Genomic DNA, 25,808 nt, shown 5'->3' with positions numbered 1-25,808 from the left:
ATAAAATGGTAGAAAAACGTTTCCAGCCGCTGGCGCGCGATGCCATGGCCTACGTTCTTGCCGGGGGCCGCGGCAGCCGCCTGAAAGAACTGACCGACCGCCGTGCCAAGCCAGCGGTCTATTTCGGCGGCAAGACCAGAATCATCGATTTTGCGCTGTCAAACGCGCTCAATTCCGGCATTCGCCGCATCGGCGTCGCGACGCAGTATAAGGCGCACTCGCTGATCCGCCACATGCAGCGCGGCTGGAACTTCTTCCGCCCAGAACGAAACGAAAGCTTCGATATCCTGCCGGCCTCGCAGCGCGTTTCGGAAACCCAGTGGTATGAAGGCACCGCGGACGCCGTCTATCAGAACATCGACATCATCGAGCCTTACGGTCCGGAATATATGGTCATCCTTGCCGGCGACCATATTTACAAGATGGACTACGAATGGATGCTGCAGCAGCACGTCGATTCCGGTGCAGACGTAACCATCGGCTGCCTGGAAGTGCCGCGCATGGAGGCCGTCGGCTTCGGCGTCATGCATGTCGATGACAAGGACCGGATCATAGATTTCGTCGAGAAGCCGGCCGATCCTCCGGGTATCCCCGGCAATCCCGATTTCGCGCTCGCCTCGATGGGCATCTACGTCTTCCACACGAAATTCCTGATCGAATGCCTGAAGCGCGATGCGGCCGACCCTAATTCCAGCCGCGACTTCGGCAAAGACATCATTCCCCATATCGTCAAGAATGGTAAGGCGGTCGCCCATCGCTTCACGCAGTCCTGCGTTCGCTCGGATTTCGAGCGCGAAGCCTATTGGCGCGATGTCGGCACGATCGATGCCTACTGGCAAGCCAATATCGACCTGACCGCCGTGGTGCCGGAGCTTGACATCTACGACAAGTCCTGGCCGATCTGGACCTATGCGGAAATCAGCCCGCCGGCCAAATTCGTCCATGACGACGAGGACCGCCGCGGTTCGGCAGTCTCCTCCGTCGTCGCCGGCGATTGCATCATTTCCGGTGCCAGCCTCTACAACAGCCTGCTCTTTACCGGCGTGCGCGCCAATTCCTACTCCAAGCTGGAAGGTGCGGTCGTGTTGCCGAGCGTCAAGGTTGGCCGCCGGGCACAGCTCAAGAATGTCGTCATCGACCATGGCGTGACCATTCCCGAAGGTCTGGTGGTCGGTGAAGATCCGGAACTGGATGCCAAACGCTGGCGCCGCACGGAAAGCGGCATCTGCCTCATCACCCAATCGATGGTCGACAAGCTGGATCTGTAACCTATGAAGGTTCTCTCGGTTTCGTCCGAAGTCTTCCCCTTGATCAAGACAGGGGGTCTGGCCGATGTGGTCGGCGCCCTGCCTATTGCACTGAAGCCCTATGGCGTCGAAACCAAGACCCTCATCCCAGGCTATCCTGCGGTTATGAAAGCCATTCGCGATCCGGTTGCCCGTCTGGAGCTTCCGGATCTTCTTGGCGAGGCAGCCACCATTCTGGAAGTCGAGCATGCGGGCATTTCCTTCCTCGTGCTCGACGCACCGGCTTATTATAGCCGCACCGGCGGCCCCTATGTCGATGCGACGGGCAAGGACTATCCCGACAATTGGCGGCGTTTCGCGGCGCTATCTCTCGCCGGTGCCGAGATTGCCGCCGGCCTCTTGCCCGGCTGGCGACCGGATCTCGTTCATGCGCATGATTGGCAGTCTGCCATGGTGCCGGTCTACATGCGCTATTATCCGACGCCGGAATTGCCGAGCGTCCTCACCATCCATAACATCGCATTCCAGGGCCAGTTCGGCGCCGATATCTTCCCCGGCCTTCGTCTGCCGGCACATGCTTTCTCGGTGGAAGGCATCGAATATTACGGCGACGTTGGTTTCCTGAAAGGTGGGCTGCAGACGGCACATGCCCTGACCACCGTCAGCCCTTCCTATGCCGAGGAAATCCTGACGCCGGAATTCGGCATGGGCCTCGAAGGCGTCATCGCCAGCAAGGCCTACAATCTGTACGGCATCGTCAACGGCATCGACGACGACATCTGGAATCCGGCGACCGATCCGATGATCGCGCAAACCTATAGCGCGGCGACGCTGAAGGATCGCGCCATCAACCGCCATCGGGTCGTCGAGCATTTCGGCCTCGACGAGGATGATGGTCCGATCTTCTGCGTCGTCAGCCGCCTCACCTGGCAGAAGGGCATGGATATTCTGGCGGAGGTTGCGAGCGAGATCGTCCACATGGGCGGCAAGCTTGCCATTCTCGGCGCAGGCGACGCGGCGCTGGAGGGTGCGCTCTTTGCCGCAGCCGGCCGTCACCGCGGTCGCGTCGGCGTTTCGGCAGGCTACAACGAGCCCATGTCGCATCTGATGCAGGCCGGCTGTGATGCGATTATCATCCCCTCGCGTTTCGAACCCTGTGGCCTCACGCAGCTTTATGGCTTACGCTATGGCTGCCTGCCGATCGTTGCACGAACGGGCGGGCTGAACGATACGATTATCGACGCCAACCACGCCGCGCTGCAGGCAAAAGTCGCGACCGGCATTCAATTTTCACCCGTCACCGCGGAGGGGCTGTTGCAGGCCATGCGCCGCGCGATGCACCTCTTCCAGGATCGAAAGGTCTGGACGCAGATGCAAAAGCAGGGCATGAAATCCGACGTATCCTGGGGCAGGAGCGCAGAACGCTACGCCGCTCTCTACTCCAGTCTAGTCTCGAGAGGCGCTTAACCCGATGATTAAAACCGTACCGACCACCCCCTACGCGGATCAGAAACCCGGCACTTCGGGCTTGCGAAAGAAGGTTCCCGTATTCCAGCAGCCGAACTACGCGGAAAACTTCATCCAGTCGATTTTCGATTCGCTCGAAGGCTATCAGGGCAAGTGCCTGGTCATCGGCGGCGACGGCCGCTACTACAATCGCGAAGTCATCCAGAAGGCCATCAAAATGGCCGCTGCGAACGGTTTCGGCAAGGTGATGGTCGGCAAGGGCGGCATCCTCTCGACGCCCGCAGCCTCCAACATCATCCGCAAGTATAAGGCCTTCGGCGGCATCATCCTGTCGGCCAGCCACAATCCCGGCGGCCCGACCGAAGACTTCGGCATCAAGTACAACATCAGCAATGGCGGCCCGGCGCCCGAAAAGATCACCGACGCCATCTATGAGCGCTCCAAGGTGATCGACAGCTACAAGATCGCTGACTTCCCGGACATCAACCTCGACCGCATTGCCCGCGAGGATGTCGGCGGCATGATCGTCTCGGTCATCGACCCCGTCGAAGACTATGCGGCTCTCATGGAGGAGCTGTTCGACTTCGGTGCGATCCGCAACCTGATCAGCCTGGGCTTCCGCATCTGCTTCGACGCGATGAGTGCCGTCACCGGCCCCTATGCCAAGGAAATCTTCGAAATCCGTCTCGGCGCGCCGGACGGATCGGTGCGCAACTTCCTGCCGCTGCCGGATTTCGGCGGTCATCACCCGGATCCGAACCTTGTCTACTGCAAAGAGCTCTACGACGACATGATGAGCGACGACGCGCCCGATTTCGGCGCAGCATCGGACGGCGACGGCGACCGCAATCTCATCATCGGCAAGGGCATCTACGTCACCCCGTCCGACAGCCTGGCGATCCTGGCGGCCAACGCTAACCTCGCTCCCGGCTATTCGCATGGCATTGCCGGCATCGCCCGTTCGATGCCAACAAGCGGCGCGGCCGATCGCGTTGCCGAAAAGCGTGGCGTTGGCATCTATGAAACGCCGACCGGCTGGAAGTTCTTCGGCAATCTGCTCGATGCCGGCATGGCAACGATCTGTGGCGAGGAAAGCTCCGGCACCGGCTCGAACCATGTTCGCGAAAAGGACGGCCTTTGGGCCGTGCTGCTCTGGCTGAATATCCTGGCCGTACGCGGCGAAAGCGTCATCGATATCGTGACGCAGCATTGGGCCACCTATGGCCGCAACTATTATTCCCGCCACGATTATGAAGGTGTCGACACAGACGCTGCCAACGGCCTGATTGCAGCGCTGCGCGAAAAGCTGCCGACCCTGCCGGGCACGAAAATCGGCGATCTCACCGTTTCCGCCGCCGACGATTTCGCCTATCACGACCCGGTCGACAAGTCGGTCAGCCAGCACCAGGGCATCCGCATCCTCTTCGAAGGCGGCTCCCGCGTGGTCTTCCGCCTTTCCGGCACCGGCACCACCGGCGCCACGCTGCGCGTCTATATCGAGCGCTACGAGCCCGATCCGACCCGCCACAATATCGAAACCCAGGAAGCGCTGGCCGATCTCATCACGGCTGCCCAGGAAATCGCCGACATCAAGGGCCGCACCGGCCGTGACGCGCCGACTGTGATTACCTGAGTTTTAGGTTTTAAGCCCCTTCTCCCCGCAATGCGGGGAGAAGGTAGCCAGGAGCAGCTGAACGAAGTGAAGCAGCGACTGGTCGGATGAGGGGCCTTCTCGAAATTCACCGCGACTGCATAATATGCCGAACGCTCTGCCCCTCACCCTAGCCCTCTCCCCGCAAGCAGGGAGAGGGAACAATATCCAGCGATCCGGAAAGCCCGCGAGACATGTCAGAACCGACAACCCGCAGCCTTGGCGCGACCCTCACCGACTCGGGTGTTGAATTTGCTGTCTATTCCAGGCATGCCGAGCAGATAGACCTCTGTCTGTTCGACGCTGAGGGCCACAAGGAAATCGCGCGGCTTCCGCTCGCACGCGATGGCGATGAGCATCGACTCTTTGTTAGAGATGCCGGGGAAGGCACGCGCTACGGCCTGCGAGCCCATGGTTCATACGATCCCGACCAAGGTCTGTGGTTCGACCCCTCCAAACTGCTGGTCGATCCCTACGCCAAGGAAATAGACCGGCCATTTCGCTACGATTCCCGCCTCGGCATCTTCGGTGCGGACACGCAGGATCTGATGCCCAAGGCGATCGTCTCGCGCGATATCGCGATAAAGCGAGCCAAGCCCTTGTTTCAGCCGAGCGGCCTGATCTACGAAATCGCGGTAAAGCCCTTCACCATGCTGCATCCCGACGTGCCGGCGAAGCAGCGCGGCACGCTCGGCGCCCTCGCCCATCCCTCCATCATCGCGCATCTCAAGCGCCTGCGGGTGAACGCCGTCGAACTGATGCCGATCACCGCGTGGATTGACGAACGACATCTGCCGCCGCTCGGCCTCACCAATGGCTGGGGCTACAATCCGGTCGCCTTCATGGCGCTCGACCCGCGTCTTGTGCCCGGCGGCATGAAGGAATTGCGTGAGACGGTCGCTGCCCTTCACGCCGAAGGCATCGCGGTCATCCTCGATCTCGTCTTCAATCATACCGGCGAGAGCGACCGCCAGGGCCTGACGCTATCCCTGCGCGGCCTCGACAACCCCACTTATTTCCGCCATTTGCCGGACCAGCCCGGAACGCTGGTCAACGATACCGGCACGGGAAACACCGTCGCCTGCGATCAGCCGGCAACGCGAAAGCTCATTGTCGACAGCCTCAGCCATTTCGTCCGGAATGCTGGAATTGACGGCTTCCGCTTCGATCTCGCCACCGTGCTAGGACGCAACGGCAAGGGCTTCGATCCGGAAAGCATGACGCTTCGCACCATGCTGGCGGACGAGATGCTGCAGGATCGGGTCATGATCGCCGAACCCTGGGACATCGGCCCGGGCGGCTATCAGCTCGGGAATTTCCCGGCACCTTTCCTCGAATGGAACGACCGCGCTCGCGACGACCTGCGCCGCTTCTGGCGCGGCGATGCCGGCATTGGCGATCTGGCAACGATCCTTGCCGGCTCCTCCTCCATCTTCGGCCGTGACGGGCGCACGCAGACGCGCAGCGTCAACTTCCTGGCCGCCCATGACGGCTTCACGCTGATGGATCTCGTTTCCTACGAGAACAAGCACAATGAGGCCAATGGCGAGAACAATCGCGACGGCCACAACGAAAACTTCTCCTGGAACAACGGTTTCGAAGGAAAAACGGACGATCAGTTAATACAGTCCAAGCGCCGCGCCGATATCGAAGCCATGCTGTCGACGCTTTTTGCCACACGCGGCACGATCATGCTGACAGCAGGCGATGAAGGCGGACGCAGCCAGCAGGGCAACAACAATGCTTATTGCCAGGATAACGCCATCACCTGGGTGGACTGGACGGCGCTGGACGAGGAGCTGATCGGCCATACCGCCTGGCTTGCCGGCCTCCGCCGCCGCTTCACGGCCTTTGGCGACATGAATTTCTTCCGCGGCGATGGCGATGTGCTTTGGTTCTCAAGCGCAGGGACGCCGATGACGGTGTCGGATTGGGAGGCACCGGGAGCGGCCGTGCTCGGCATGGCGCTACGGACAGAGGATCGCGCCACCGGCCGATCGACGCGGCTCGCCATAGTCTTCAATCGCGCCGCAGACGAGCGCTCCGTTACATTGCCGGTGTCCGAGAGCGGCGGCTGGTCTCTGCTGACGGTGGCAGGCGAAAAGCCAGCCGGGGAGCAGATCGCCATTCCCGCCCGCTCCGTCGCATTCCTTCTGGAAAACTGATCGCGGTTGCACTTTCAATCCCGATTCGCCAGAAAGGGTTTTTACGACACAGACTGACGAGGATGGAATGCCTGGCGAAATTTCGCTTGTTGAGATCATGAATCTTGCGGGAACGGAGATCGGTGTTTCCGACTGGATCACCGTCGACCAGACGATGATCGACACCTTTGCCGACGCGACGCTCGATCATCAATTCATCCACGTCGATCCCGAACGCGCCAAAGCGGAAACGCCCTATGGCGGCACCATCGCCCACGGCTTCCTGACACTATCGCTGCTCTCAGCGATGAACTACAGCGCATTGCCGAAAATCCGCGAACAGACCATGGGCATCAACTACGGCTTCGAGAAGATCCGCTTCATGTCGCCGGTCAAGTGCGGAGCGCAGGTGCGAGGACGTTTCACACTCGCCGAAACGCGGCTGCGCGGCGCCAATATGCTGATGCTGACCTATGACGTGACAGTCGAGATCGAAAACGAACGCAAACCGGCGCTAACCGCGACATGGACGACCATATCGCAGTTCGACCCGAAGGATCGGCCCGAAGAGGGTTAAGACTTTTTCAGGATGGAGCGGATTTTCTGCATAAATATAACCAGAGAAGAAGCGCAATTCCACAGAGAGCTTCCGGGAGTTGGGAAGTTAAAGCGCGAAATATGGAAAGCGCATCGAAGGAAACTTCGCCGTCTGCAACCTGCTCGATTATATGAAGAACTATTATTGCGGGTATGAAAGCCATCAAGTAGCTTCGAATATGGTCTAAAGCGTTAAATTTACTTGGTATCGTTGGCTGCGTGCTTCCGAAGCCTATACCGGTCCATGACTTGGAATCGACTTCCAGGCTTTCCCTGTCAGAGCCCATGGACATGACCTTTGTATCGCGCATCACGCTGCGCTGATTGAGGGCGAGTGCTACGAGCCCGCCCATACAACCAGTATGCAACCGAAATTGACGGTACACAAGATCGATTGCCATCAACTCTCGGCATCATGCACCAAGCCAATTTTTACATCGACTTTGCCTGCGAAGTCCGTCGGGGTTAAAGCCCAGCATCCTCCGCACCTTCGGCGAGAAGGCCGAAGGCATAGTCGGAGAAGGAGCGCCAGACCTCGACGCGGAATGTCTCCTCGTCGAGCCGCAAGATCACCACTTCCGCCTTGCCGAGCAGCGTGCGCGAGCAGGCGCCGATGGGGAATGCGCTCAACGAAACATCCTGTGGGCAGCCGGCGGCAAGCGTCGCTTCCGCGCCAGGACCGGAGATGATGACCGCGGTATTGCGATGCGAGACATCGGTCGCTGAATGCAGCACGCCAGACGATGCAGCCACGCCGACCAGCTCGGCACCGTTTTCATCGATGACGAGCCATTCGTCCGGGCCGAGCCACAGGACATGACGGCCATTGCCACTGGCCGAGGTCTTCGGGCGGGTCGGCAGCTGAAGACCGAGCGCCTGCGAAAGACCATGAACTGAATCCGCAGACGCTCGCAGCGAAATGCGGCTTGCAGGAGCGGCTGGCGTCAGCCGGACGGTCGAGGAACCGCCGTGGCGGCCGGCGAGCGGCAGTTTGCGGGTAGCGAGATCAGCCATTGATCCGGCCTCCTTCCTTGTCAAAGAACACCAGATCCGTCACCTCGACGGCAATCGTCTTGTCGGGCATCGGCACATAGAGCGTCTTGCTCATGCGCTCACGACCGCCGGCCACCAGCGCGAAGGCGATGGAGCGGCCGAGATTTTCGGACCAATAGGAAGAGGTGACATGGCCGAGCATGGTCATCGGTTTCGGCTCATTCGGATCGGCAACGATCTGTGCGCCCTCCTCCAGCACCACCTTCGGATCGCGGGTGACGAGGCCGACGAGCTGCTTGCGGCCTTCCTTGACCAGATCCTGCCGTTTCAGACCGCGAATACCGACGAAATCGGTCTTCTTCTTGGAAACGGCCCAGGCAAGGCCGGCATCGTCAGGAGTCACCGTGCCGTCGGTATCCTGGCCGACGATGATATAGCCCTTCTCGGCGCGCAGCACGTGCATGGTCTCGGTGCCGTAGGCGCAGGCGCCCAGCGGCTCAGCACGAGCCCACACGGCTTCCCAAACCGACTGGCCATAATCGGCTGGCACGTTGATTTCGTAGCCGACTTCACCGGTGAAGGAAACGCGGAACAGCCGTGCCGGCACGCCGCAGACCTTGCACTCGGCCACGCTCATATGCGGGAAGGCCTCGTTGGAAAGATCCTGGCCCTCGACGAGCGGCTCGATGATCTCGCGTGCCTTCGGCCCCTGTACGGCGATAACAGCCCATTGCTCGGTGGTCGAGGTCAGCCACACCTTCAGGTGCGAGAACTCGGTCTGCAGATAGTCTTCCATATGATGCAGCACGCGCGGCGCGCCGCCGGTCGTCGTCGTCACATGGAAGCGATCCTCGGCAAGGCGCCCGACGACGCCATCGTCGTAGACGAAGCCATCCTCGCGGGTCATGATGCCGTAGCGGCAGCGGCCGGGCTTCAGCGTATCCCAGGCGTTGGTGTAGAGGAGGTTCAAAAACTCAGCCGCATCCGGCCCGACCACTTCGATCTTGCCGAGCGTCGAGGCATCGAACACGCCAGCCACTTCGCGCGCCGTACGGCATTCGCGATTGACGGCCTGATGCATGGTCTCGCCGGCACGCGGATAGAACCAGGCGCGCTTCCAGTTGCCGACATCCTCGAAGATCGCGCCATGCGCCTCTTCCCAGGCATGCATCGGCGTCTTGCGGGCGGGATCGAATAGAGCTCCGCGCGAATGGCTGATCAGCGTGCCGTAGGTAACGGGCGTATAGGGCGCGCGGAAGGTGGTGAGACCGACCTGCGGAATATCCTTGCCGAGCATTTCGGCAGCGATCGCCAGGCCATGCATGTTGGATAGTTTGCCCTGGTCGGACGCCATGCCGTTGGTGGTGAAGCGCTTGATATGCTCGATGGAATGCATGCCCTCGCGCACGGCAAGGCGGATATCCTTGGCGCAGACATCGTGCTGGAAATCGACGAAAGCCTTGGCATTCGTATCCGGTCCCGCGCCTTCGGCAGCACCGATCATGCCGCCTGTCCACTCGAAAGCCTGCTCGGCCTGGAGCTGGATCTTCTCGCCGCCATTGGTGCTGCCAGTCGCGCGCGCCATCAGCTCGCCCGCGGCAAGCGATTCCTCTATCGCGGCTTGCAGCCCGTCCGTGCCATTGCAGGCGCCGACCGAAAGGCAATCCTGAACATAGGTGCCCGGCAGGAAGCGCTGCTTCTCGGTATCGAATTTCAGCTTGCCGCGCGATTGCGAGAAGAGATGAACGGAGGGCGTCCAACCCGCCGAAACCAGCAGCGCATCCACCGGGATCTTGCGGGTTGCGGAGCTGCCGTTGCGCGAGACGGTCATCGAGGAGACGCGCAGCTTGCCTGATGTATCGACGACGGCATAGTCGGTCATCACCTCGATGCCGAGCCGCTTTGCTTCGGCGAGAACCGCCTCGCCGGGCCGCGCACGGCTGTCGACGATGGCAGCAACGGAAACGCCGGCGCGCTTCAGATCGAAGGCGGCCTCATAGGCCGAATCATGCGCCGTGTAGACGCCGATCTTCGCACCGACGGCGACGCCATAGTGGTTGAGATAGGCACGCGCCGCCGAAGCGAGCATGATGCCCGGGCGGTCGTTGTTCGGAAACACCATGTGGCGCTCGATCGCACCTGTCGCCAGGATCGCGCGCTTGGCACGGACCTGCCATAGGCGCTCGCGCGGCAAGTCGCGGCCGGGTTTCGCCAGATGGTCGGTCACGCGTTCGGCAAGGCCGAAGAAATTATGGTTGTAGTAGCCGAAGGCGGTCGTGCGGGTCAGCACCTGCACATTCGGCATCGCCTTGAGCTTGGCGACGGTAGCCTGCGCCCACTCATAGCCTCCGACACCGTCGATCTTGATGCCGGTGTCGAAGCGGAGCGCGCCGCCGACCTCCGGCTGCTCATCACAGAGGATGACCTTAGCGCCGGTTTCAGCAGCCGCGAGCGCCGCGGAAAGACCGGCAACGCCGGCACCGACGACAAGAACGTCACAATGGGCGTAACGGCCGGCATAATGATCCGGATCCTCTTCCGTCGGCGCAACGCCGAGGCCGGCAGCACGGCGGATGAAGGGTTCGTAAATATGCTTCCAGGCCGACTTCGGCCACATGAAGGTCTTGTAATAGAAGCCGGCGGCAAAGAAGGGCGACATCAGATTGTTGACGCCACCGATATCGAAAGCGAGCGACGGCCAGCGGTTCTGCGACTGAGCCTTCATGCCGTCGAAAACTTCCTGCACGCTGGCACGTACGTTCGGCTGTCGCCGCGCCGCATCGCGCGAGATATCGAGCAGTGCGTTCGGCTCTTCGGCTCCAGCCGAGAGGATACCGCGCGGCCGGTGATACTTGAAGGACCGGCCGACGAGATGAACGCCGTTGGCAAGCAGCGCCGAGGCGACGGTATCGCCTTCGAGCGCGGTATAGGTCTTGCCGTCAAAAGTGAAGCGAGCGGTTCTGGCCGGCGTCAAACGCCCCTTGCCCGCGATACGATTGGCGCCGCTCATTCAGCAAATCCCTCTGTTGGTGCCGTCTTTTCTTGTTCGTTCTGTTGCTGCGCCACCGGTTCGGCCGCGCCAGGCTTGAGCGTCGCCGGATCCGGCTTCGGTTCGCCAGCCTTGTAGGTTCGGTAGAAGTGATCGCTCACCGTATCGCGCGCCGCATTGAAGAAGCGCCCACAGCCGTGGATATGCCGCCAGCGCTCGAAGATCAGCCCCTTCGGGTTGTCGCGCAGGAAGAAATATTCCTCGAATTCCTCGTCCGAGATCCCGGCAATATTGGCCGGCCGCACGATATGCGCGTCGCCGGCGTTGCGGAATTCGAGTTCCGAACGCTCTTCCTCGCAATAGGGGCAGTAAATCAGCAGCATCGTTTTCTACCTGTGTTAAAGCTCGGAGCCTGTAAGGCTTGTGCCGGGAGGCTGCGCGCAAAGCTGCCGCCCCATGATGACGAAAGGTGTTATGCGCTTCAGCAGCGCCTCCAGCGATCCATAGGGCTTCAGCACGTTGGTCATCCCCAGATTGACCAGGCTCATGCCCAGCAGATCGGTGTCGATCGCAAACGCCCTCGTCGCCTCGGGCGTCTGGTCCGGCACGAAATAGACCGTCGGCTTGTTCAGCACCTTGGCGCAGGCAATCACACCGCTTTCAGCCACGAAGGGCCAGTCGGCCTCGTTCTTTGCCTTGTGGATCACCTGCATGCGAAAATCCTTGACCCCCGGAATAAGATCGCTGACTTCAGTCGCGATCGCTCCGACCGGCAGGGAAAGCCCTGCGGCAAGAACGATCCCGACCGCGGCCGACATCAGTGTGCCACGGCGGCTGCCGCCGCCTCATCGATCAGGCGGCCGGTGCGGAAGCGATCCAGCGTCAGGCCGGCATTGAACTTATGCGGCTCGTCGCGGGCAATCAGATGGGCAAAGAGATTGGCCGAACCCGGCGTCGCCTTGAAACCGCCCGTGCCCCAGCCGCAATTGACATAGAGCCCGGGCACCGGCGTCTTCGACTGGATTGCCGAACGATCCGGCGTATTGTCGACGATACCGCCCCAGGAGCGCATCATTTTCACGCGGCGAAACATCGGGAAGAGCTCGCAGATCGCATCCAGCGTATGGGTGATGATCTGCAGGCCGCCGGTCTGGCTGTATGAATTATATTGATCCGTGCCGGCGCCGATGACGAGCTCGCCCTTGTCGGACTGCGAGATATAGGCGTGCACCGTGTTCGACATGACGACGCAGGGGAAGATCGGCTTCAGCGGCTCGGAGACCAACGCCTGCAGCGGGCTCGATTGCAGCGGCACGCGCACGCCGGCCATCTGCATGACGACGGTGGTGTGGCCGGCTGCGGACACGCCGATCTTCTTGGCGCCGATGAAGCCCTTGCTCGTGTCGACGCCGGTGACGCGGCCATCAGGCCCGCGGCGAATGCCGGTCACTTCGCAATTCTGGATGATGTGCACGCCGCGATCGGAAGCGGCGCGCGCAAAGCCCCAGGCGACCGCATCGTGGCGCGCCGTGCCGCCGCGACGCTGCAGGGCGGCACCGTTGATCGGATAGCGCGCCGTCTTCGAAATATCGAGCGGCGGGCAATATGCCTTGGCTTGCTCGGGCGTCAGCCATTCATTGTCGATGCCATAGAGACGGTTGGCGTGGATGTGACGCTTGAAGGACTGCTGGTCATGCACATTGTGCGACAGCATCATCACGCCGCGCGGCGAATACATGACATTGTAATTGAGATCCTGAGACAGCCCTTCCCAGAGCTTCATCGAATGCTCGTAGATGTGCATGCTCTCTTCATAGAGATAGTTCGAGCGGATGATGGTCGTGTTACGGCCGGTATTGCCGCCGCCGAGCCAGCCCTTTTCGATCACCGCGACATTGGTGATGCCGTGCTCCTTGGCGAGATAGTAGGCCGCACCCAGGCCATGACCGCCGCCACCGACGATGATGACGTCATACTCCTTGCGCGGCTCCGGCGAGGTCCATTGAGCCTCCCAGCCCTTGTGAGCCCGCATCGCTTCCCGTGCCACGGCAAAAACCGAGTATTTACGCATTCGCCCTCAACTCCTTCAGGCAAGACGCCCTTTTTCTGGGTCATACAAATCGCAAATCAAAAACCGACACAACGGCTCTTTTGCGACGCATTCAGGACCGTCTTTCGACACGGTTAAGATTGCCGCCTTCCCGCCTGCCCCGCTTACGACCTCTTAGCCGATTATTTGCGCTGCAGATGGCAGACCTTCACGCGCCCGCCATGACCGTCCTTGCGCCAGACGCATCCCTCTTTTCGCGGCTTTCCATTGTAGAGATAAATTCTCGCACGATGTTTGCTGTCGTAGGTCTGATTGGAAAAATCATGGCCACCGATGCGTACATTCTTACCAAAACGCACTTCGCCGGCTGTGGCAGGCGCAAACACCGCAGTGAGTACTACAAGGCTGAGCGCGAGCGCAGCAAGCGCTTTCCCAACAGCGATAAAGCGATGCGATCGCATAAAGTGATTCCCTCTCGTTTCGGACGGCTGCTCGAATCCCCCGCAGCTCACGAATGATTCTGATCCGAAATGCTCACATAAGCATGTCAGTGTCGCAAAGATCGGGATCTGCCAATCCCTCTTTCAAGCGCCTTCGTGAAAGCGCAGCAGGTATCGCCGGCTCAATTCAACCCTCGACAACTAGCTTTTTCCTCTGCAAACTCACGATCTGGCTAGACTTTGACAAACCGATCTGCTATCCCGCCTCCCAATCGCAAGGCTGTGGCCGCGCGAACGTTATATTTTTGCCTCCTGGCGCTGCCGTCGCCGCTGGCATCAACCAAACCAAAGGAACGTGATTCTCGTGCAGGTACTTGTCCGCGATAACAATGTCGACCAGGCTCTCCGCGCTCTCAAGAAGAAGATGCAGCGCGAAGGTATTTTCCGCGAAATGAAGATGCGCGACTACTACGAAAAGCCGTCGCAGAAGCGTGCTCGCGAGAAGGCTGAAGCTGTTCGTCGCGTTCGCAAGCTTGCTCGCAAGCGCGCTCAGCGCGAAGGCCTTGTTGCCAAGTAATCTCCTTTTTTCGACGTTTTCAGATGCATGTGTGGCGGGGGCGAGTCGTTCGCCGCCGCCTTTTTGATTTATTCTCTACGCAAATCGGATTAAATCAGAACAGCCTGATATGACGCATGGGGAAAGCGAACCCGATAATGGCAATGACGACTTCCGTAAAGTTCCGCACTTCGAACCTCTCATTACCCGTTTCGAAGCGCGCCGCGGTGCTGCCTGCTTTGGCGATACTTGCCGCGATCAGCCTTTCCGGCTGCCAGACGGCTACGACAGATAATGTGATCCAGATCGACAAGGCTCAGGGCTCGTCCGAAAATATCGCCTCGCTGACGTCAGTCATCAATGCCAATCCGCAGGATCCGGAAGGCTACAATGTGCGCGGCACGGCCTATGGCCGCGGCGGCGATTTCAATCGCGCTCTTAGCGATTTCAATCAAGCGATCCAGCTTAATCCGAAATTCTACCAGGCCTATGCCAACCGCGCGCTCATCTATCGCAACATGGGCAAGCTGCCGGAAGCGGTCGCTGACTATAATGCTGCGCTGCAGATCAACTCGAACTACGACGTCGCCTATATCGGCCGCGGCAACCTCTACCGTCAGTCCGGCCGCGACAACGACGCCTTCAACGATTATTCGAAGGCCATCAGCCTCGGGACGACGGACGGCCGCGCCTATAACGGCCGAGGCGTGATCTACCAGAAGCGCAATCAGCAGGATAAGGCGATCGACGATTTCTCCAAGGCGATCTCGCTATCGCCGAACTCGCCGGAACCTTACAACAGCCGCGGCATCTCCTATCTTGCCCAGAACGACGACGACAACGCGTTTGCCGATTTCAACCATGCGATCGAGCTGAACAACAAGCTCGCCGAATCCTGGGCAAACCAGGCATTCGTCTATGAGCGAAAAGGCGACAAGGCGAAAGCCCGCCGCTCCTATCAGCACGCGGTCAACCTCGATCCCAACTATCAGCCGGCCAGAGACGGCCTGGCTCGCGTCGGCGCCGGCGCCTGACACGGGGCATATCGCAGTAAAGATATCCAGCCGCCGGCAATCCCTGCCCGGCGGCTTTTCTTTGCCCTGGTCTTCGATTTTGCGCATGTCGTTATCGCAAAAACCGCTGCCCACTTTTGCGCGACATGCTGTAGTCTCGGGCTCATCCGTTCAAGCGAGACAAAGACATGCCCTCCCCGCAGAAAATCATCGTCATCGGCGCCGGTATCATCGGGGCTTCCATCGCCTGGCATCTGTGCCGCAGGGGGGCATCGGTAACGGTGGTCGCACAGCAGACCGGCGGCGTTGCCACCCCGAACTCCTTCGCCTGGATCAATGCCAGCTGGGGCAATCCAGAATTCTACTTCCGTGTCCGTCATCGCTCGATGGCCGAGTGGTCGAGACTGAAGACAGATCTACCTGACATGCCTCTATCCTGGTGCGGTGGCCTCAGCTGGGATCTTCCCGAGCCGGAGCTGGACGCCTATGCGGCGCAGCACCATGGCTGGGGCTATGGCATACAGCCGGTCAACCGGGCGACGAGTGCGATGCTCGAACCGAATCTGGCCAATCCGCCCGACTATGCTCTGCACGTCGCGGAAGAAGGCGCGGTCGAACCCGTTGCGGCCGCCAAACTGCTGCTCGAAGATGCCCGCCGTCGGGGAGCGATCCTGTCATCCAGTGTCGAAGTCAAAGGTCTGCTGAGGCAGGGCGAGCGGATCGTCGGTATCGAAACGAGCGAAGGGCCGATGCACGTCGATCATGTCGTTCTGGCTGCCGGTGCAGGCACGGCAGCACTTGCCGCCTCGGCGGATATTCTCGTGCCGCTTGAAACACCTCCGGGGCTCATCGTCCATTCCCGACCCGTAGGGAAAATGTTGAACGGCTTGGTGATGGCACCGGAACTGCATCTGCGCCAAACGGCAGAAGGACGAATCATAGCCGGCGGCGACTTCGGCGGTACCGATCCCGGCGATAATCCTCAAGCGGCTGCCGACGCGCTCTTCGCCAAGGTCAGAGCAACATTGAAAGGCGGCGAGGCGCTGGAGCTCGATTTCCACACCGTCGGTTATCGCCCGACGCCGAAAGACGGCCTGCCGATCTTGGGTAGCACCGGTGCGGCACCCGGCCTCTACCTCGCGGTTCTGCATTCCGGCGTTACGCTCGCACCGCTCGTCGGCCTGCTCGCCGCGCAGGAAATCGTCGATGGCAGCGAAGCACACGAGCTTGCGCCGTTCCGACTCTCTCGCTTTTCCTAGCTTGAGAATGAGGCAGTCAGCGCAACTGCAGGGATGCGTTGCCACAGTCGTAAATACCCGAGATCGCTTACGATTTCGCAATAATGACTTTTCAGATGTTGCAAGGAAAATTACCGAGCCCTAACATGGCGCTTCTGGAGCATGTAGCTCGGATCGGGGCACGGGGGCGCTTGGCATGATGACCAATACCATTCTATTTGCGTTTGCCGGCGCGTCGTATCCTCATCGAGGCACGATCGGTTGATCGCTTCATGAGAAAGCCGCATTTTCCGAAAGCGTCGATTGGTGCCTATCTGATCGCAATCGCTCTGGCGATTGCCTTGCCCATTCTCGCCTTCGTCGCGCTGCTTTTGGTTCAGCTCGAAAATAATGAGCGCGATGTGCTGAAGGGTGACACCGTTCAGGATGCGCAGGCGCTTTCGCGCGTCATCGATCGCCAATTGCAGGACATGGCGACGACATTGCGTCTCCTGTCTTCCTCGCCGGAACTCGAACGCAACGACATTGCCACCTTCTTCGCCCGCACGGAAACGGTCCTGCGCACTGATTCGCTCTTCGTGCTGCTCATGGAAAAGGATGGCCAGCTCCGGCTGAATACTCGCTGGCCGCTTGGAAAACCACTCGGCAAGACCGGTAACATCGCAGCGCTGCAATCGGCGCTGAACTCCGGGCGCATCGAGGCATCCGACGTCTTCATGGGACCTAACGCCCGCCGCTGGGTCTATAACGTCACCCTGCCCCTCGAACATTCGCCAGCCGGCGCCGCTTTGGCGGTAACCCAGGATGCCGACGAGCTCGCCAAGCTCGTGACGACGCAAGCCCTGCCGCCCGGCTGGTCCGCAGCGGTTGTGGATAAATCCGGCCATGTCGTTGCCGCTGGCGGCCCGACGACCCTTGCTCCGGGAGACACGTTCAACAAGGATATTCTGCCGAAACTGATCGCATCGAGCGGTGTCTACCAGGATGAAAAGACCCTCCCGAATGCGGTGCTCGGCTATGCCCAGATCTCCGGCTGGTCCTGGAAGGCCGTCGTCTGGGGACCGATAGCATCCGCACAGCAGTCGCTGATGAGCACCTGGCGATTCCTGATCTATGGCGGGGTGACGCTGCTGCTGATCGCGCTGATCGCCGTCTATGCGCTGGCGCGCCAGGTGCGCACGACCATCCAGAGTATAGCCGACATGGCAGACCGCATGGGTCGAGGCGAAATCGTGTCGCCCGTTGACACCAGCGTTATCGAGGCAAACCAGGTGGCCATTGCGCTTTCCAACGCATCCTTCGACCGCAGCGTCACGGAGGACCGGCTGCATTTCGTCATGCACGAACTTGTCCACCGCACCAAGAATCTGTTGGCACTCGCCCAGGCGATGACGCGCCAGCTCGCACGGCAGACGGACAGCGTCGATACCTTCCAGCGGGCAGTCGCCGACCGCCTGGAAGGCCTGGCACGCTCGATCGAGGTGCTGACCAGCGAACAATGGTCCGGCGTGTCGCTGCGCCGCGTGATCGACATTCATCTCGCGACCTTCCTGCAGGGACCTCAGCAGCTCGACGTCCTCGGCAACGATTTCCTCTTGAAGCCGGAGGCGGTGCAGAATCTCGGCCTGATCCTGCACGAGCTTGCCACCAATTCGGTCAAATATGGTGCGCTTTCTGCGCCGGAGGGCAAGATCACCATCGAATGGACGAACGAGGTCGCTGAAACCGGCACCATGATCCGCTTCGTCTGGAGCGAAACCGGCGGTCCCACGGTCAAACCGCCCAGCGCGACCGGCTTCGGCACCACCGTCACGAAAACCCATGCCGCGGCATCCTTCAGCGGCCATGTCGAGGTCGATTTCCGTCCGACCGGACTTGTCTGGATACTGACTGCACCGCGCAACATGATGGAGCGTCAAAGGACCTAGAGCAATTCCAGGAAAAGTGCGCAGCGGTTTTCCGTCCGGAATTGCGAGGCAACAAAGAGATAGAGCGGTTCAGAGATTCCGTGAAAAGCTGAACGGCTCTAAGAGCGGAAACACCGCCCTTGCGGGCGCAGCGGCAGCCTACTCGTTCATTGCCTTGACGATGTCCTCGGTCACCTTCTTGGCGTCGCCCAGAAGCATCATCGTGCCATCCTTATAGAACAGCGTGTTGTCGATGCCGGCATAGCCGGAGCCCAGCGAACGCTTGACGAAAAGGCAGGTCTTCGCCTTGTCGACATCGAGGATCGGCATGCCATAGATCGGCGAGGTCTTGTCGTCTCGCGCCGCCGGATTGGTGACGTCGTTGGCGCCGATGACATAGGCGACATCGGCCTGGGCGAATTCCGAATTGATGTCCTCAAGCTCGAAGACTTCATCATAGGGCACGTTGGCTTCGGCGAGCAGCACGTTCATATGGCCCGGCATGCGGCCGGCAACGGGATGAATGGCATATTTGACCTCGACGCCATGTGCCTTCAGCCTATCAGCCATTTCGCGCAGCGCATGCTGGGCCTGCGCCACCGCCATGCCGTAACCGGGCACGATGATGACCTTGGAGGCATTCGCCATCAGATATGCGGCATCCTCGGCCGAGCCGAGCTTCACGGTCTTATCGGAATTATCAGCTCCGCCCGAGACCGCCTCGCCGCCGAAACCACCGAGAATGACGGAGATGAAGGAGCGGTTCATGCCCTTGCACATGATGTAGGACAGGATCGCGCCCGAGGATCCCACAAGCGCGCCGGTGATGATGAGCGCGAGATTACCGAGCGTGAAGCCGATACCGGCCGCCGCCCAGCCGGAATAGGAATTCAGCATCGACACGACGACGGGCATATCGGCGCCGCCGATCGGCACGATCAGAAGTACGCCCAGCGCCAGCGACAGCAGCACGACAGCCCAAAAAGCGAAATGGCTCTCGCTCGCCGCCAAGCTGATGATGAAGAACACGATGAGTACGAGCAGAGCAGCATTGATGACATGCCGGTTCGGCAGCAGGATCGGCTTGCCGGACATGCGCCCGTCGAGTTTCAGGAAGGCGATGATCGAGCCGGTGAAGGTCAGCGCGCCGATCGCTACACCGATCGCCATCTCGATGCGAGCCTCGGTGTGAATGTACCCGATCTCGCCGATGCCGAAGGAGGATGGCGTATAGAGCGCCGAAGCAGCGACGAGGACAGCCGCAAGACCGACCAGCGAATGGAAACCTGCCACGAGCTGCGGCATCGAGGTCATCGGAATGACACGGGCGATATAGGCGCCCGCACCGCCGCCGATGGCAAGGCCAAGGATGATCAGCACGAAGCCGCCGAAGGATGGCGTCGCCAGCACAAGCGTGGTGACAATGGCAATGCCCATGCCGATCATACCGTAGAGATTGCCGCGCCGGCTGGTGGCCGGATGCGATAGCCCGCGCAGCGCCAGGATGAAGAGCACACCGGAGACGAGATAGAGGAAAGCCGCGATATTGCTCAGCATGCCGCCCTCACTTGTCCTTCTTCTTGTACATCGCCAGCATGCGCTGGGTGACAAGGAAGCCGCCGACGATATTGACCGAAACGAGAACCAGCGCCACGAAACCGAAGCCGGTGGCGAGACCGCTCGCGGAGATGCCCACGGCCAGCAGCGCACCGACGACGATGACCGAGGAGATGGCGTTCGTGACCGCCATCAGCGGCGTATGCAGGGCCGGCGTCACCGACCATACGACATAGTAGCCGACAAAGATCGCCAGCACGAAAATCGCGAACTGGAAGACGAAGGGATCGATTGCTCCGCCTGTTGCCGCGCTCACAGTCTCCGGGGCCTGCGCTGCGGCGGTCGTGACGGCGTTAACGGCATCATGCAGTTGCTGCAGTGCCTGATCCATCGCTTGACTGGCCATCTCAGAGATCTCCCTTCTTGATCGTCGGCTGGTCGGGATCGACGAAGTTCGGGTTCACGACCTCGCCGCCATCGGTCAGCATCGTCGCCTTGATCAGTTCATCGGTCCGGTTGACGGCGAGGCTCTTCGTGTCCTTGTCGACCATCGTCTCCAGAAAGGTGACGAGGTTCTTCGCATAGAGAGCCGATGCGCTGGCCGCGATCCGGCCGGCCATGTTGGGATAGCCGACCACGCGGACGCCTTCGACCTCGGCGACCTTGCCATACTCAGCGCCTTCGATATTGCCGCCGCGTTCGACCGCGAGGTCGACGGCCACGGCGCCGGGACGCATCGCCTTCAGCATGTCGCGGCTGATAAGGCGCGGCGCCGGCCGTCCGGGGATCAGCGCCGTGGTAATGATGATGTCCTGTTTGGCGATATGATCGGCGACGAGAGCTGCCTGCTTCGCCTGATACTCCTTCGACATTTCCTTGGCATAGCCGCCGGCGGTCTCCGCCGCCTTGAATTCCTCGTCCTCGACCGCGATGAATTTTGCTCCGAGCGAGGCGACCTGTTCCTTCGCAGCCGGACGAACGTCGGTCGCCGAGACCTGTGCGCCGAGACGCCGCCCGGTCGCAATCGCTTGCAGGCCGGCAACCCCTGCCCCCATGACGAACACTTTCGCCGCCGGCACGGTGCCAGCCGCCGTCATCATCATCGGCAGCGCCCGATCATAGACGGCTGCAGCCTCGATCACGGCCTGATAGCCGGCGAGGTTTGCCTGCGACGACAGGACGTCCATCGACTGCGCACGGGTGATGCGCGGCATCAACTCCATGGCGAAACTCGTCAGCCCGCGACGCGCCATCTCGGCAAGAGCTGCCTCATTGCCATAAGGATCCATGATGGCGATGACGATGGCGCCGTTCTTGTAACCGGAAATCTCCTTGCTCGTCGGCCGCCTGACCTTGAGCACAACATCGGCGGCCTTCGCATCCTTGATGGAGCCGATCCGCGCACCGACGGCTTCATATTCGGCATCCAGGATACGCGACAAGGCGCCTGCGCCCGCCTCGACCACCACGTCGAAACCGAGGCTCCGCATCTTCTTTACCGTTTCAACGGAAGCCGCAACACGCGTCTCCTCCGCCACGCTTTCCTTGGCCACGAAAACCAGATTGCTCAATGACGACACCTCGCATCAGACGGCGCGGCTCCTGGATGCGGCGGCGCTGTAGCCTGCAGAATCATGGGAAAGCGCGGGAGATCGGCCCGCCATCTGTCAGCGCTGTTATATCAGCGCAACAGGACGACGCTGGCGATGGTCAGAACGATGAATATGAGGACGCCGCCGAGGAAACCGGCATGGCCAAAGAAACCGGCCGCCATGGCGATCAACAATGCGGCAACGATCGCAGACCCGACCTTGGCGCCCGAGATGAAAAGATTGTAGGTCTTCTCATGCTCCTTGTAGTCCATGGGAGCACCCACTTCAGCAGGTCCAGTGTGATGTTCGGCCATTCAGAAATCTCCCCTCAATCCTCTCCCCGACAGATGATCTAGACTGCCGGCCGGAGTTCATCCTCAAAAGTTGCAATATCTTGTAAGAGAGATATCGCAACCAATTTTCCTCTACCGAGGCGTTACACAAAGCGAGGAAAAATGCAATGCACGAGAAGGTCGCAGATGGCGCAGGCCGATCGAATTGACGGAGGATTCCAAATGCCTGCGGACCACAGCGCCGCCGCCGGCTATCGGACGACCTCGGGCGAGAAGAGCCTGCCGGCTCCCAGCCGCCGTCTGTCGAGGCTGGCGACCTTCTCGGCGACTTGCTCTGGCGCTATCGGAGGGGAAAATACATAGCCCTGGATGATATCCGCTAGGTTCCGCTCGACGACCAATGCCAGCTGCTCCAGCGTCTCGACACCTTCGATCACGACATTCAGGCTGAGGGCGCGGGAGAGATCGACGATGCCGCATAGCAGCTTGAAACGTCGGCTATCCGTCGTGATATCGCGAACGAAAGACCGGTCGATCTTCACGACATCCACCGGTAGCGTATCGAGGTAACTGAGGCTGGAAAATCCCGTTCCGAAATCGTCGATCGCGATTGTGATACCCCTAGCCCGGAAATCCGCGAGAATGGAGCGTACGGTTGCTACCTCGTCCATCAGGCAGCTTTCGGTAACTTCGAGATGAAGGCGGGAGGGTTCAAGTCCCGACGTCTCGAGCGCCGCGATCACGATTTTGACAATCTCGTCATTGCGCAGATCCTGCGCCGAGAGATTGACTGAAACGGCGAGTGGCGCAGGCCATGAAGCACAATCTTTGCAAGCACGATCGACCATGAAGCGAGTGATGCCGGCAACGATGCCCATCTCCTCGGCAAGCTGTACGAAAAGATCGGGCGGAATTGAGCCCTTTTCCGGGTGAATCCAGCGCGCGAGCGCCTCGCAGCATTCGATGCGGGAGCCATCCGGCGTGTACATCGGTTGGTAGACGGCTTGAAGCCTGCCGGCCTCCACCGCCTCGCGCAGGTCGTCCTTCAGCGTCTGCCGCTCGACATAGCGTGCGTCCATCTCCTGCTCGAAGGCACTACAGCCGCCCTTCATCCGTGATTTTGCCTCGAAGAGCGCGAGATCGACCTTGATCTGCCACTCCTCTGGGCGAAATTCCCGGCCGGGCATGGTCATATACCCGCCACTGACGGAAACCCGAAAGCTGCTATCCTCCGCATCATAGGTGCCGGCCATTGCCGCATGCAGGGCGCGGATGCGGCCATCGATATCCGGAACATCGTCCTCATTCGGAAAGAACAGCACGAATTGATCGCCGACGAGACGAGCGACAAGCGCTGTCGTGCCGGCAAGCGCCTTCAAACGCTCGGCTACGGCAACCAGCAGACGGTCCCCGGCAACATGCCCCTTGGTATCGTTGACATGCTTGAAATCGTCGATATCCAGAACAAGGATGCCGATGCGGCTTTCCCGATTGCGCGCAGCCAGCTTTTCCTTGACCTGGTCCACGAAATATTCACGATTCGGTAGCCCGGTCAAAGGGTCGTACCGCACCATATGCAGGATCTTGCGTTCAGCGCGAATACGCACCGTCACGTCTTCAAAGATCAGGATGACGATCCCATCGGCACGCCGGCTGGCCGAAAATTCCAGAAACTGATCCTCATTGAATTGAATGAGGGTTCGGGAAAGCGTGCCGCTGACGAGTTGGGCCAACTGCCGCTGAATGAGCCCGGGAAGCGATCCGTCGATGAAGGCGTGACGGGCGCCATAACGTAGAACGACGTCAAACTCGCAGTCCTTGAGCCGCTGCGGATCGGCAAAATTGAGGAGCTCGCAGGCTTTGCGATTGACGATCAGAATCCGGTTCTGGGCGTCCAGCATGAACAGCCCGTGGGGCATGTTGTTGAGCGCGGTGTCGAACCTGTCGGCCATCAACGATATCTCGCGGGAGGCGACGATGTTCCTGTAGAGGAATTCGCGCATGCCCTTTGCCATCGCACGCGTCGTCAGCCCGAACGGGATGAGCATGAGGGAGGCGATTCCCTTGTAGAGTTCCTGCGACAGCAGGCAGGCAATGACAATCGGCACGCAGCAGGCTAGAATCTGAAGATCGACCGCACGAGTTGAGCCGTAGTTACGGCCGACGATCGACACCATGGACGCCATGGTGACGGCGACGCAGATGAATTCCGCCGGCGGATCGCGCAGGACGAGGATGGCATAGCCGCTTCCGATGCCAAGAATGGCGGCGGTGGCCGCGGCGCCGACGACATAACGTGTTTCCCAGCTGGCTATATCGGCGCGCGTAAAGCCATTCTTGTCGGCTGCGTCGAACTGCCGGAAAAAATTGATCCGTAAGCCGAAGACGACGGCAAACGCCACGCAAAAGGCCAGATAGATGCCGGCATATGTGCTCAGAAAAACGAGGACATATATGAGGATATGAACGAATACGCCTGTAACGAGCGTTTTCCGGTTTCCGAAAAGCGAACTGACAAACGACAGATAAATATCCGTCGGCACGGTGTCCGGGCTTGGAGGCTTCATTCAGACTTCCCCTGATGCGGCGGACACCGTAGTGGAAACCCTTTAAAATTTACTTGCCCGAACTGGGCCCGTCCGGAAAGATTTTCCACTCAAAGCGGCAGTTTAAATGGAAACTCGACTGTGCCCAGCATCACGCTGGCATAATGATTCTCGGTACTCGTTCACGTTGATATGATGTTGGATCACTAATAAAGGAACGATATATCGCCGAAGACTTATGAAATACGATTACAACTTGCCTGCCCGCTGTTGGATCATCATGAAGGTATCGAAGGTATACTCGGAAAGCTGCATCCACAGATAGGCATCCTTCTTATAGGCGACCTGGTCCTCGTAAATGCGCTTGAAATAATCATTGGATTTCGAGAGATCGGCATAGAGCGCGCCGGCTGCCTGGAAACAGGCTTCCATGATCTCCTGGCTGAAGGGCCTGAGCGTCACGCCTTGTGTCACGATTTCCTTCAGCGCCTGCGGATTTTTGACGTCGTATTTCGCCAGCATGTTGGTGTTGGCGAAGGCGCATGCATCGCCGAGAATTGTCTGATAAGACTTCGGCAGGGCATTCCATTTTTCCAGGTTGAAAAAGGCATGCACCACGGCGCCGCCCTCCCACCAGCCAGGATAATAATAATACTTCGCGATCTTTTGCAGCCCGAGCTTCAGGTCGTCATAGGGTCCGACCCATTCGGCCGCATCGACGGTGCCCTTGTTCAGCGCGTCGTAAACGCCGTTGACCGCAATATCCTGCTGCGGCACGACGCCTATCTTCTCGATCACCTTGCCGGCCAGACCGGCAATGCGCATTTTCAGACCCTTCAGATCGTCGAGCGTATTGATTTCCTTGCGAAACCAGCCGCCCATCTGCGCGCCGGTGTTGCCTGCGGGAAGCCCCAAGATACCCTGTGTGGCATAGAATTCGTTCATCAGCCTGTTGCCGTTGCCCTGGTAGAACCAGGCGTTGGTCAGCCGGGCATTGAGGCCGAAGGGCAGCGCGGTGCCGATGGCATAGGTCGGATCCTTTTGCCAGAAATAATAGGAGCAGGTGTGCGCGGCATCGACGGCGCCGGCGCTGACCGCATCGGCCGCCTGTGCGCCGGGAATGATCTCACCGGCCTCATAGGTCTGGATGACGAAATTGCCATTGGTCGCGTCTGAAACATGCGCGGCAATATCCTCCGCGCCGCCATAGATCGTGTCCAGGCTCTTGGGGAAGGAGGAAGTCATCTTCCAGGTGATCTTCGGATATTCCTGGGCAAGGGCCGGGGTCGCAAGTGCAGAAGCGGCGGCACCTGCGCCAACAGCCCCTGCCCGCCTGATGAAGGAACGGCGATCCATCGAATTCTCCCATAAGGACGGCATTGCTGAGGAGCGGCACGCTCCCCGTCACGGCACAAGCGATGGAACTAACCACGCCGCACCCAGTCTTTCAAGTTAGCTCTCTTACACCGCATTATGGCGATTCCTGTACATCCGCATGACGAAGGGAAACAAAGCCTTATGGACGCCG

Annotated in this window: 22 protein-coding genes; 9 read left to right on the top strand and 13 right to left on the bottom strand. The window is 60.1% G+C overall.

Going from position 1 to position 25,808, the window contains the following annotated elements:
* Positions 1 to 5: 5 nt before the first annotated feature.
* From glgC to FHT73_RS20580, 5 genes are all read left to right on the top strand, one after another.
* The gene (gene glgC, locus FHT73_RS20600; RefSeq protein WP_112602829.1) at positions 6 to 1,268 is read left to right on the top strand and encodes a glucose-1-phosphate adenylyltransferase; all 1,263 of its coding nucleotides are present in this window, start codon (positions 6 to 8) and stop codon (positions 1,266 to 1,268) included.
* Positions 1,269 to 1,271: 3 nt separating this feature from the next.
* Positions 1,272 to 2,714, top strand: coding sequence for a glycogen synthase GlgA (gene glgA, locus FHT73_RS20595; protein ID WP_183714362.1), 1,443 nt, complete (start codon positions 1,272 to 1,274; stop codon positions 2,712 to 2,714).
* Positions 2,715 to 2,718: 4 nt separating this feature from the next.
* A complete protein-coding gene (locus FHT73_RS20590) occupies positions 2,719 to 4,347 on the top strand; it encodes an alpha-D-glucose phosphate-specific phosphoglucomutase (RefSeq protein WP_113241097.1) in 1,629 nt (542 codons plus the stop codon).
* A gap of 212 nt (positions 4,348 to 4,559) precedes the next feature.
* Positions 4,560 to 6,530, top strand: a complete 1,971-nt coding sequence (gene glgX / locus FHT73_RS20585; RefSeq protein WP_183714359.1) for a glycogen debranching protein GlgX — start codon at positions 4,560 to 4,562, stop codon at positions 6,528 to 6,530.
* A 67-nt stretch (positions 6,531 to 6,597) separates the two neighbouring features.
* Entirely contained in the window at positions 6,598 to 7,086 is a 489-nt protein-coding gene (locus tag FHT73_RS20580) for a MaoC family dehydratase (protein ID WP_112420207.1), read from the top strand.
* Between the two features lie 7 nt (positions 7,087 to 7,093).
* On the opposite strand, the gene FHT73_RS20575 is transcribed toward FHT73_RS20580, so the two are convergent.
* The 7 genes from FHT73_RS20575 to FHT73_RS20545 all read right to left on the bottom strand — a co-directional run bounded on the left by FHT73_RS20575 (position 7,094) and on the right by FHT73_RS20545 (position 13,599).
* Entirely contained in the window at positions 7,094 to 7,507 is a 414-nt protein-coding gene (locus FHT73_RS20575) for a hypothetical protein (RefSeq protein WP_183714356.1), read from the bottom strand.
* A 64-nt stretch (positions 7,508 to 7,571) separates the two neighbouring features.
* The gene (locus FHT73_RS20570; RefSeq protein WP_183714353.1) at positions 7,572 to 8,120 is read right to left on the bottom strand and encodes a sarcosine oxidase subunit gamma; all 549 of its coding nucleotides are present in this window, start codon (positions 8,118 to 8,120) and stop codon (positions 7,572 to 7,574) included.
* Complete coding sequence (locus tag FHT73_RS20565) at positions 8,113 to 11,109, bottom strand: sarcosine oxidase subunit alpha (protein WP_183714350.1); 2,997 nt, start codon at positions 11,107 to 11,109, stop codon at positions 8,113 to 8,115. The genes FHT73_RS20570 and FHT73_RS20565 overlap by 8 nt, the downstream gene beginning before the upstream one ends.
* A complete protein-coding gene (locus tag FHT73_RS20560; protein WP_112400687.1) occupies positions 11,106 to 11,471 on the bottom strand; it encodes a sarcosine oxidase subunit delta in 366 nt (121 codons plus the stop codon). The genes FHT73_RS20565 and FHT73_RS20560 overlap by 4 nt, the downstream gene beginning before the upstream one ends.
* Positions 11,472 to 11,486: 15 nt before the next feature.
* Positions 11,487 to 11,906 carry a hypothetical protein gene (locus FHT73_RS20555; RefSeq protein ID WP_183714347.1) on the bottom strand — a complete coding sequence of 140 codons (420 nt, stop codon included), beginning with the start codon at positions 11,904 to 11,906 and terminating at the stop codon, positions 11,487 to 11,489.
* Positions 11,906 to 13,159 carry a sarcosine oxidase subunit beta family protein gene (locus tag FHT73_RS20550; RefSeq protein ID WP_112335159.1) on the bottom strand — a complete coding sequence of 418 codons (1,254 nt, stop codon included), beginning with the start codon at positions 13,157 to 13,159 and terminating at the stop codon, positions 11,906 to 11,908. Before FHT73_RS20550 ends, FHT73_RS20555 begins: the two co-directional genes overlap by 1 nt.
* A 161-nt stretch (positions 13,160 to 13,320) precedes the next feature.
* On the bottom strand, positions 13,321 to 13,599 hold the full coding sequence (locus FHT73_RS20545) for a hypothetical protein (RefSeq protein WP_183714345.1): 279 nt from the start codon (positions 13,597 to 13,599) through the stop codon (positions 13,321 to 13,323).
* Between the two features lie 343 nt (positions 13,600 to 13,942).
* On the opposite strand from FHT73_RS20545, the gene rpsU reads away from it, so the two are divergent.
* From rpsU to FHT73_RS20525, 4 genes are all read left to right on the top strand, one after another.
* The gene (gene rpsU / locus FHT73_RS20540; RefSeq protein WP_004117638.1) at positions 13,943 to 14,155 is read left to right on the top strand and encodes a 30S ribosomal protein S21; all 213 of its coding nucleotides are present in this window, start codon (positions 13,943 to 13,945) and stop codon (positions 14,153 to 14,155) included.
* A 137-nt stretch (positions 14,156 to 14,292) separates the two neighbouring features.
* The gene (locus FHT73_RS20535; protein WP_183714342.1) at positions 14,293 to 15,168 is read left to right on the top strand and encodes a tetratricopeptide repeat protein; all 876 of its coding nucleotides are present in this window, start codon (positions 14,293 to 14,295) and stop codon (positions 15,166 to 15,168) included.
* Between the two features lie 167 nt (positions 15,169 to 15,335).
* Positions 15,336 to 16,406, top strand: a complete 1,071-nt coding sequence (locus FHT73_RS20530; protein ID WP_183714339.1) for an FAD-binding oxidoreductase — start codon at positions 15,336 to 15,338, stop codon at positions 16,404 to 16,406.
* A gap of 251 nt (positions 16,407 to 16,657) precedes the next feature.
* Positions 16,658 to 18,313 (top strand): sensor histidine kinase, encoded by a 1,656-nt coding sequence (locus FHT73_RS20525; protein ID WP_183714336.1) that lies wholly within the window; start codon positions 16,658 to 16,660, stop codon positions 18,311 to 18,313.
* Between the two features lie 138 nt (positions 18,314 to 18,451).
* Here the strand turns inward: FHT73_RS20525 and FHT73_RS20520 are convergent, their stop codons facing one another.
* From FHT73_RS20520 to FHT73_RS20495, 6 genes are all read right to left on the bottom strand, one after another.
* Entirely contained in the window at positions 18,452 to 19,846 is a 1,395-nt protein-coding gene (locus FHT73_RS20520) for an NAD(P)(+) transhydrogenase (Re/Si-specific) subunit beta (protein WP_183714735.1), read from the bottom strand.
* 10 nt (positions 19,847 to 19,856) lie between these two features.
* The gene (locus tag FHT73_RS20515) at positions 19,857 to 20,255 is read right to left on the bottom strand and encodes a proton-translocating transhydrogenase family protein (RefSeq protein ID WP_112400689.1); all 399 of its coding nucleotides are present in this window, start codon (positions 20,253 to 20,255) and stop codon (positions 19,857 to 19,859) included.
* A 1-nt stretch (position 20,256) separates the two neighbouring features.
* Positions 20,257 to 21,420: a Re/Si-specific NAD(P)(+) transhydrogenase subunit alpha gene (locus FHT73_RS20510; RefSeq protein ID WP_183714333.1), complete on the bottom strand. Its 1,164-nt coding sequence runs from the start codon at positions 21,418 to 21,420 to the stop codon at positions 20,257 to 20,259.
* A gap of 110 nt (positions 21,421 to 21,530) precedes the next feature.
* Positions 21,531 to 21,755 carry an aa3-type cytochrome c oxidase subunit IV gene (locus tag FHT73_RS20505; protein ID WP_041677669.1) on the bottom strand — a complete coding sequence of 75 codons (225 nt, stop codon included), beginning with the start codon at positions 21,753 to 21,755 and terminating at the stop codon, positions 21,531 to 21,533.
* A gap of 230 nt (positions 21,756 to 21,985) precedes the next feature.
* Positions 21,986 to 24,301 carry an EAL domain-containing protein gene (locus tag FHT73_RS20500; RefSeq protein WP_183714330.1) on the bottom strand — a complete coding sequence of 772 codons (2,316 nt, stop codon included), beginning with the start codon at positions 24,299 to 24,301 and terminating at the stop codon, positions 21,986 to 21,988.
* Positions 24,302 to 24,529: 228 nt separating this feature from the next.
* Positions 24,530 to 25,636 (bottom strand): TRAP transporter substrate-binding protein, encoded by a 1,107-nt coding sequence (locus FHT73_RS20495; RefSeq protein ID WP_183714327.1) that lies wholly within the window; start codon positions 25,634 to 25,636, stop codon positions 24,530 to 24,532.
* Positions 25,637 to 25,808: the final 172 nt, after the last annotated feature.

Origin of the sequence: Rhizobium sp. BK098, from assembly GCF_014193155.1 — a bacterium.
Taxonomy (GTDB): Bacteria; Pseudomonadota; Alphaproteobacteria; order Rhizobiales; family Rhizobiaceae; genus Rhizobium.
This window is presented reverse-complemented; position numbering and strand designations above follow the sequence as displayed.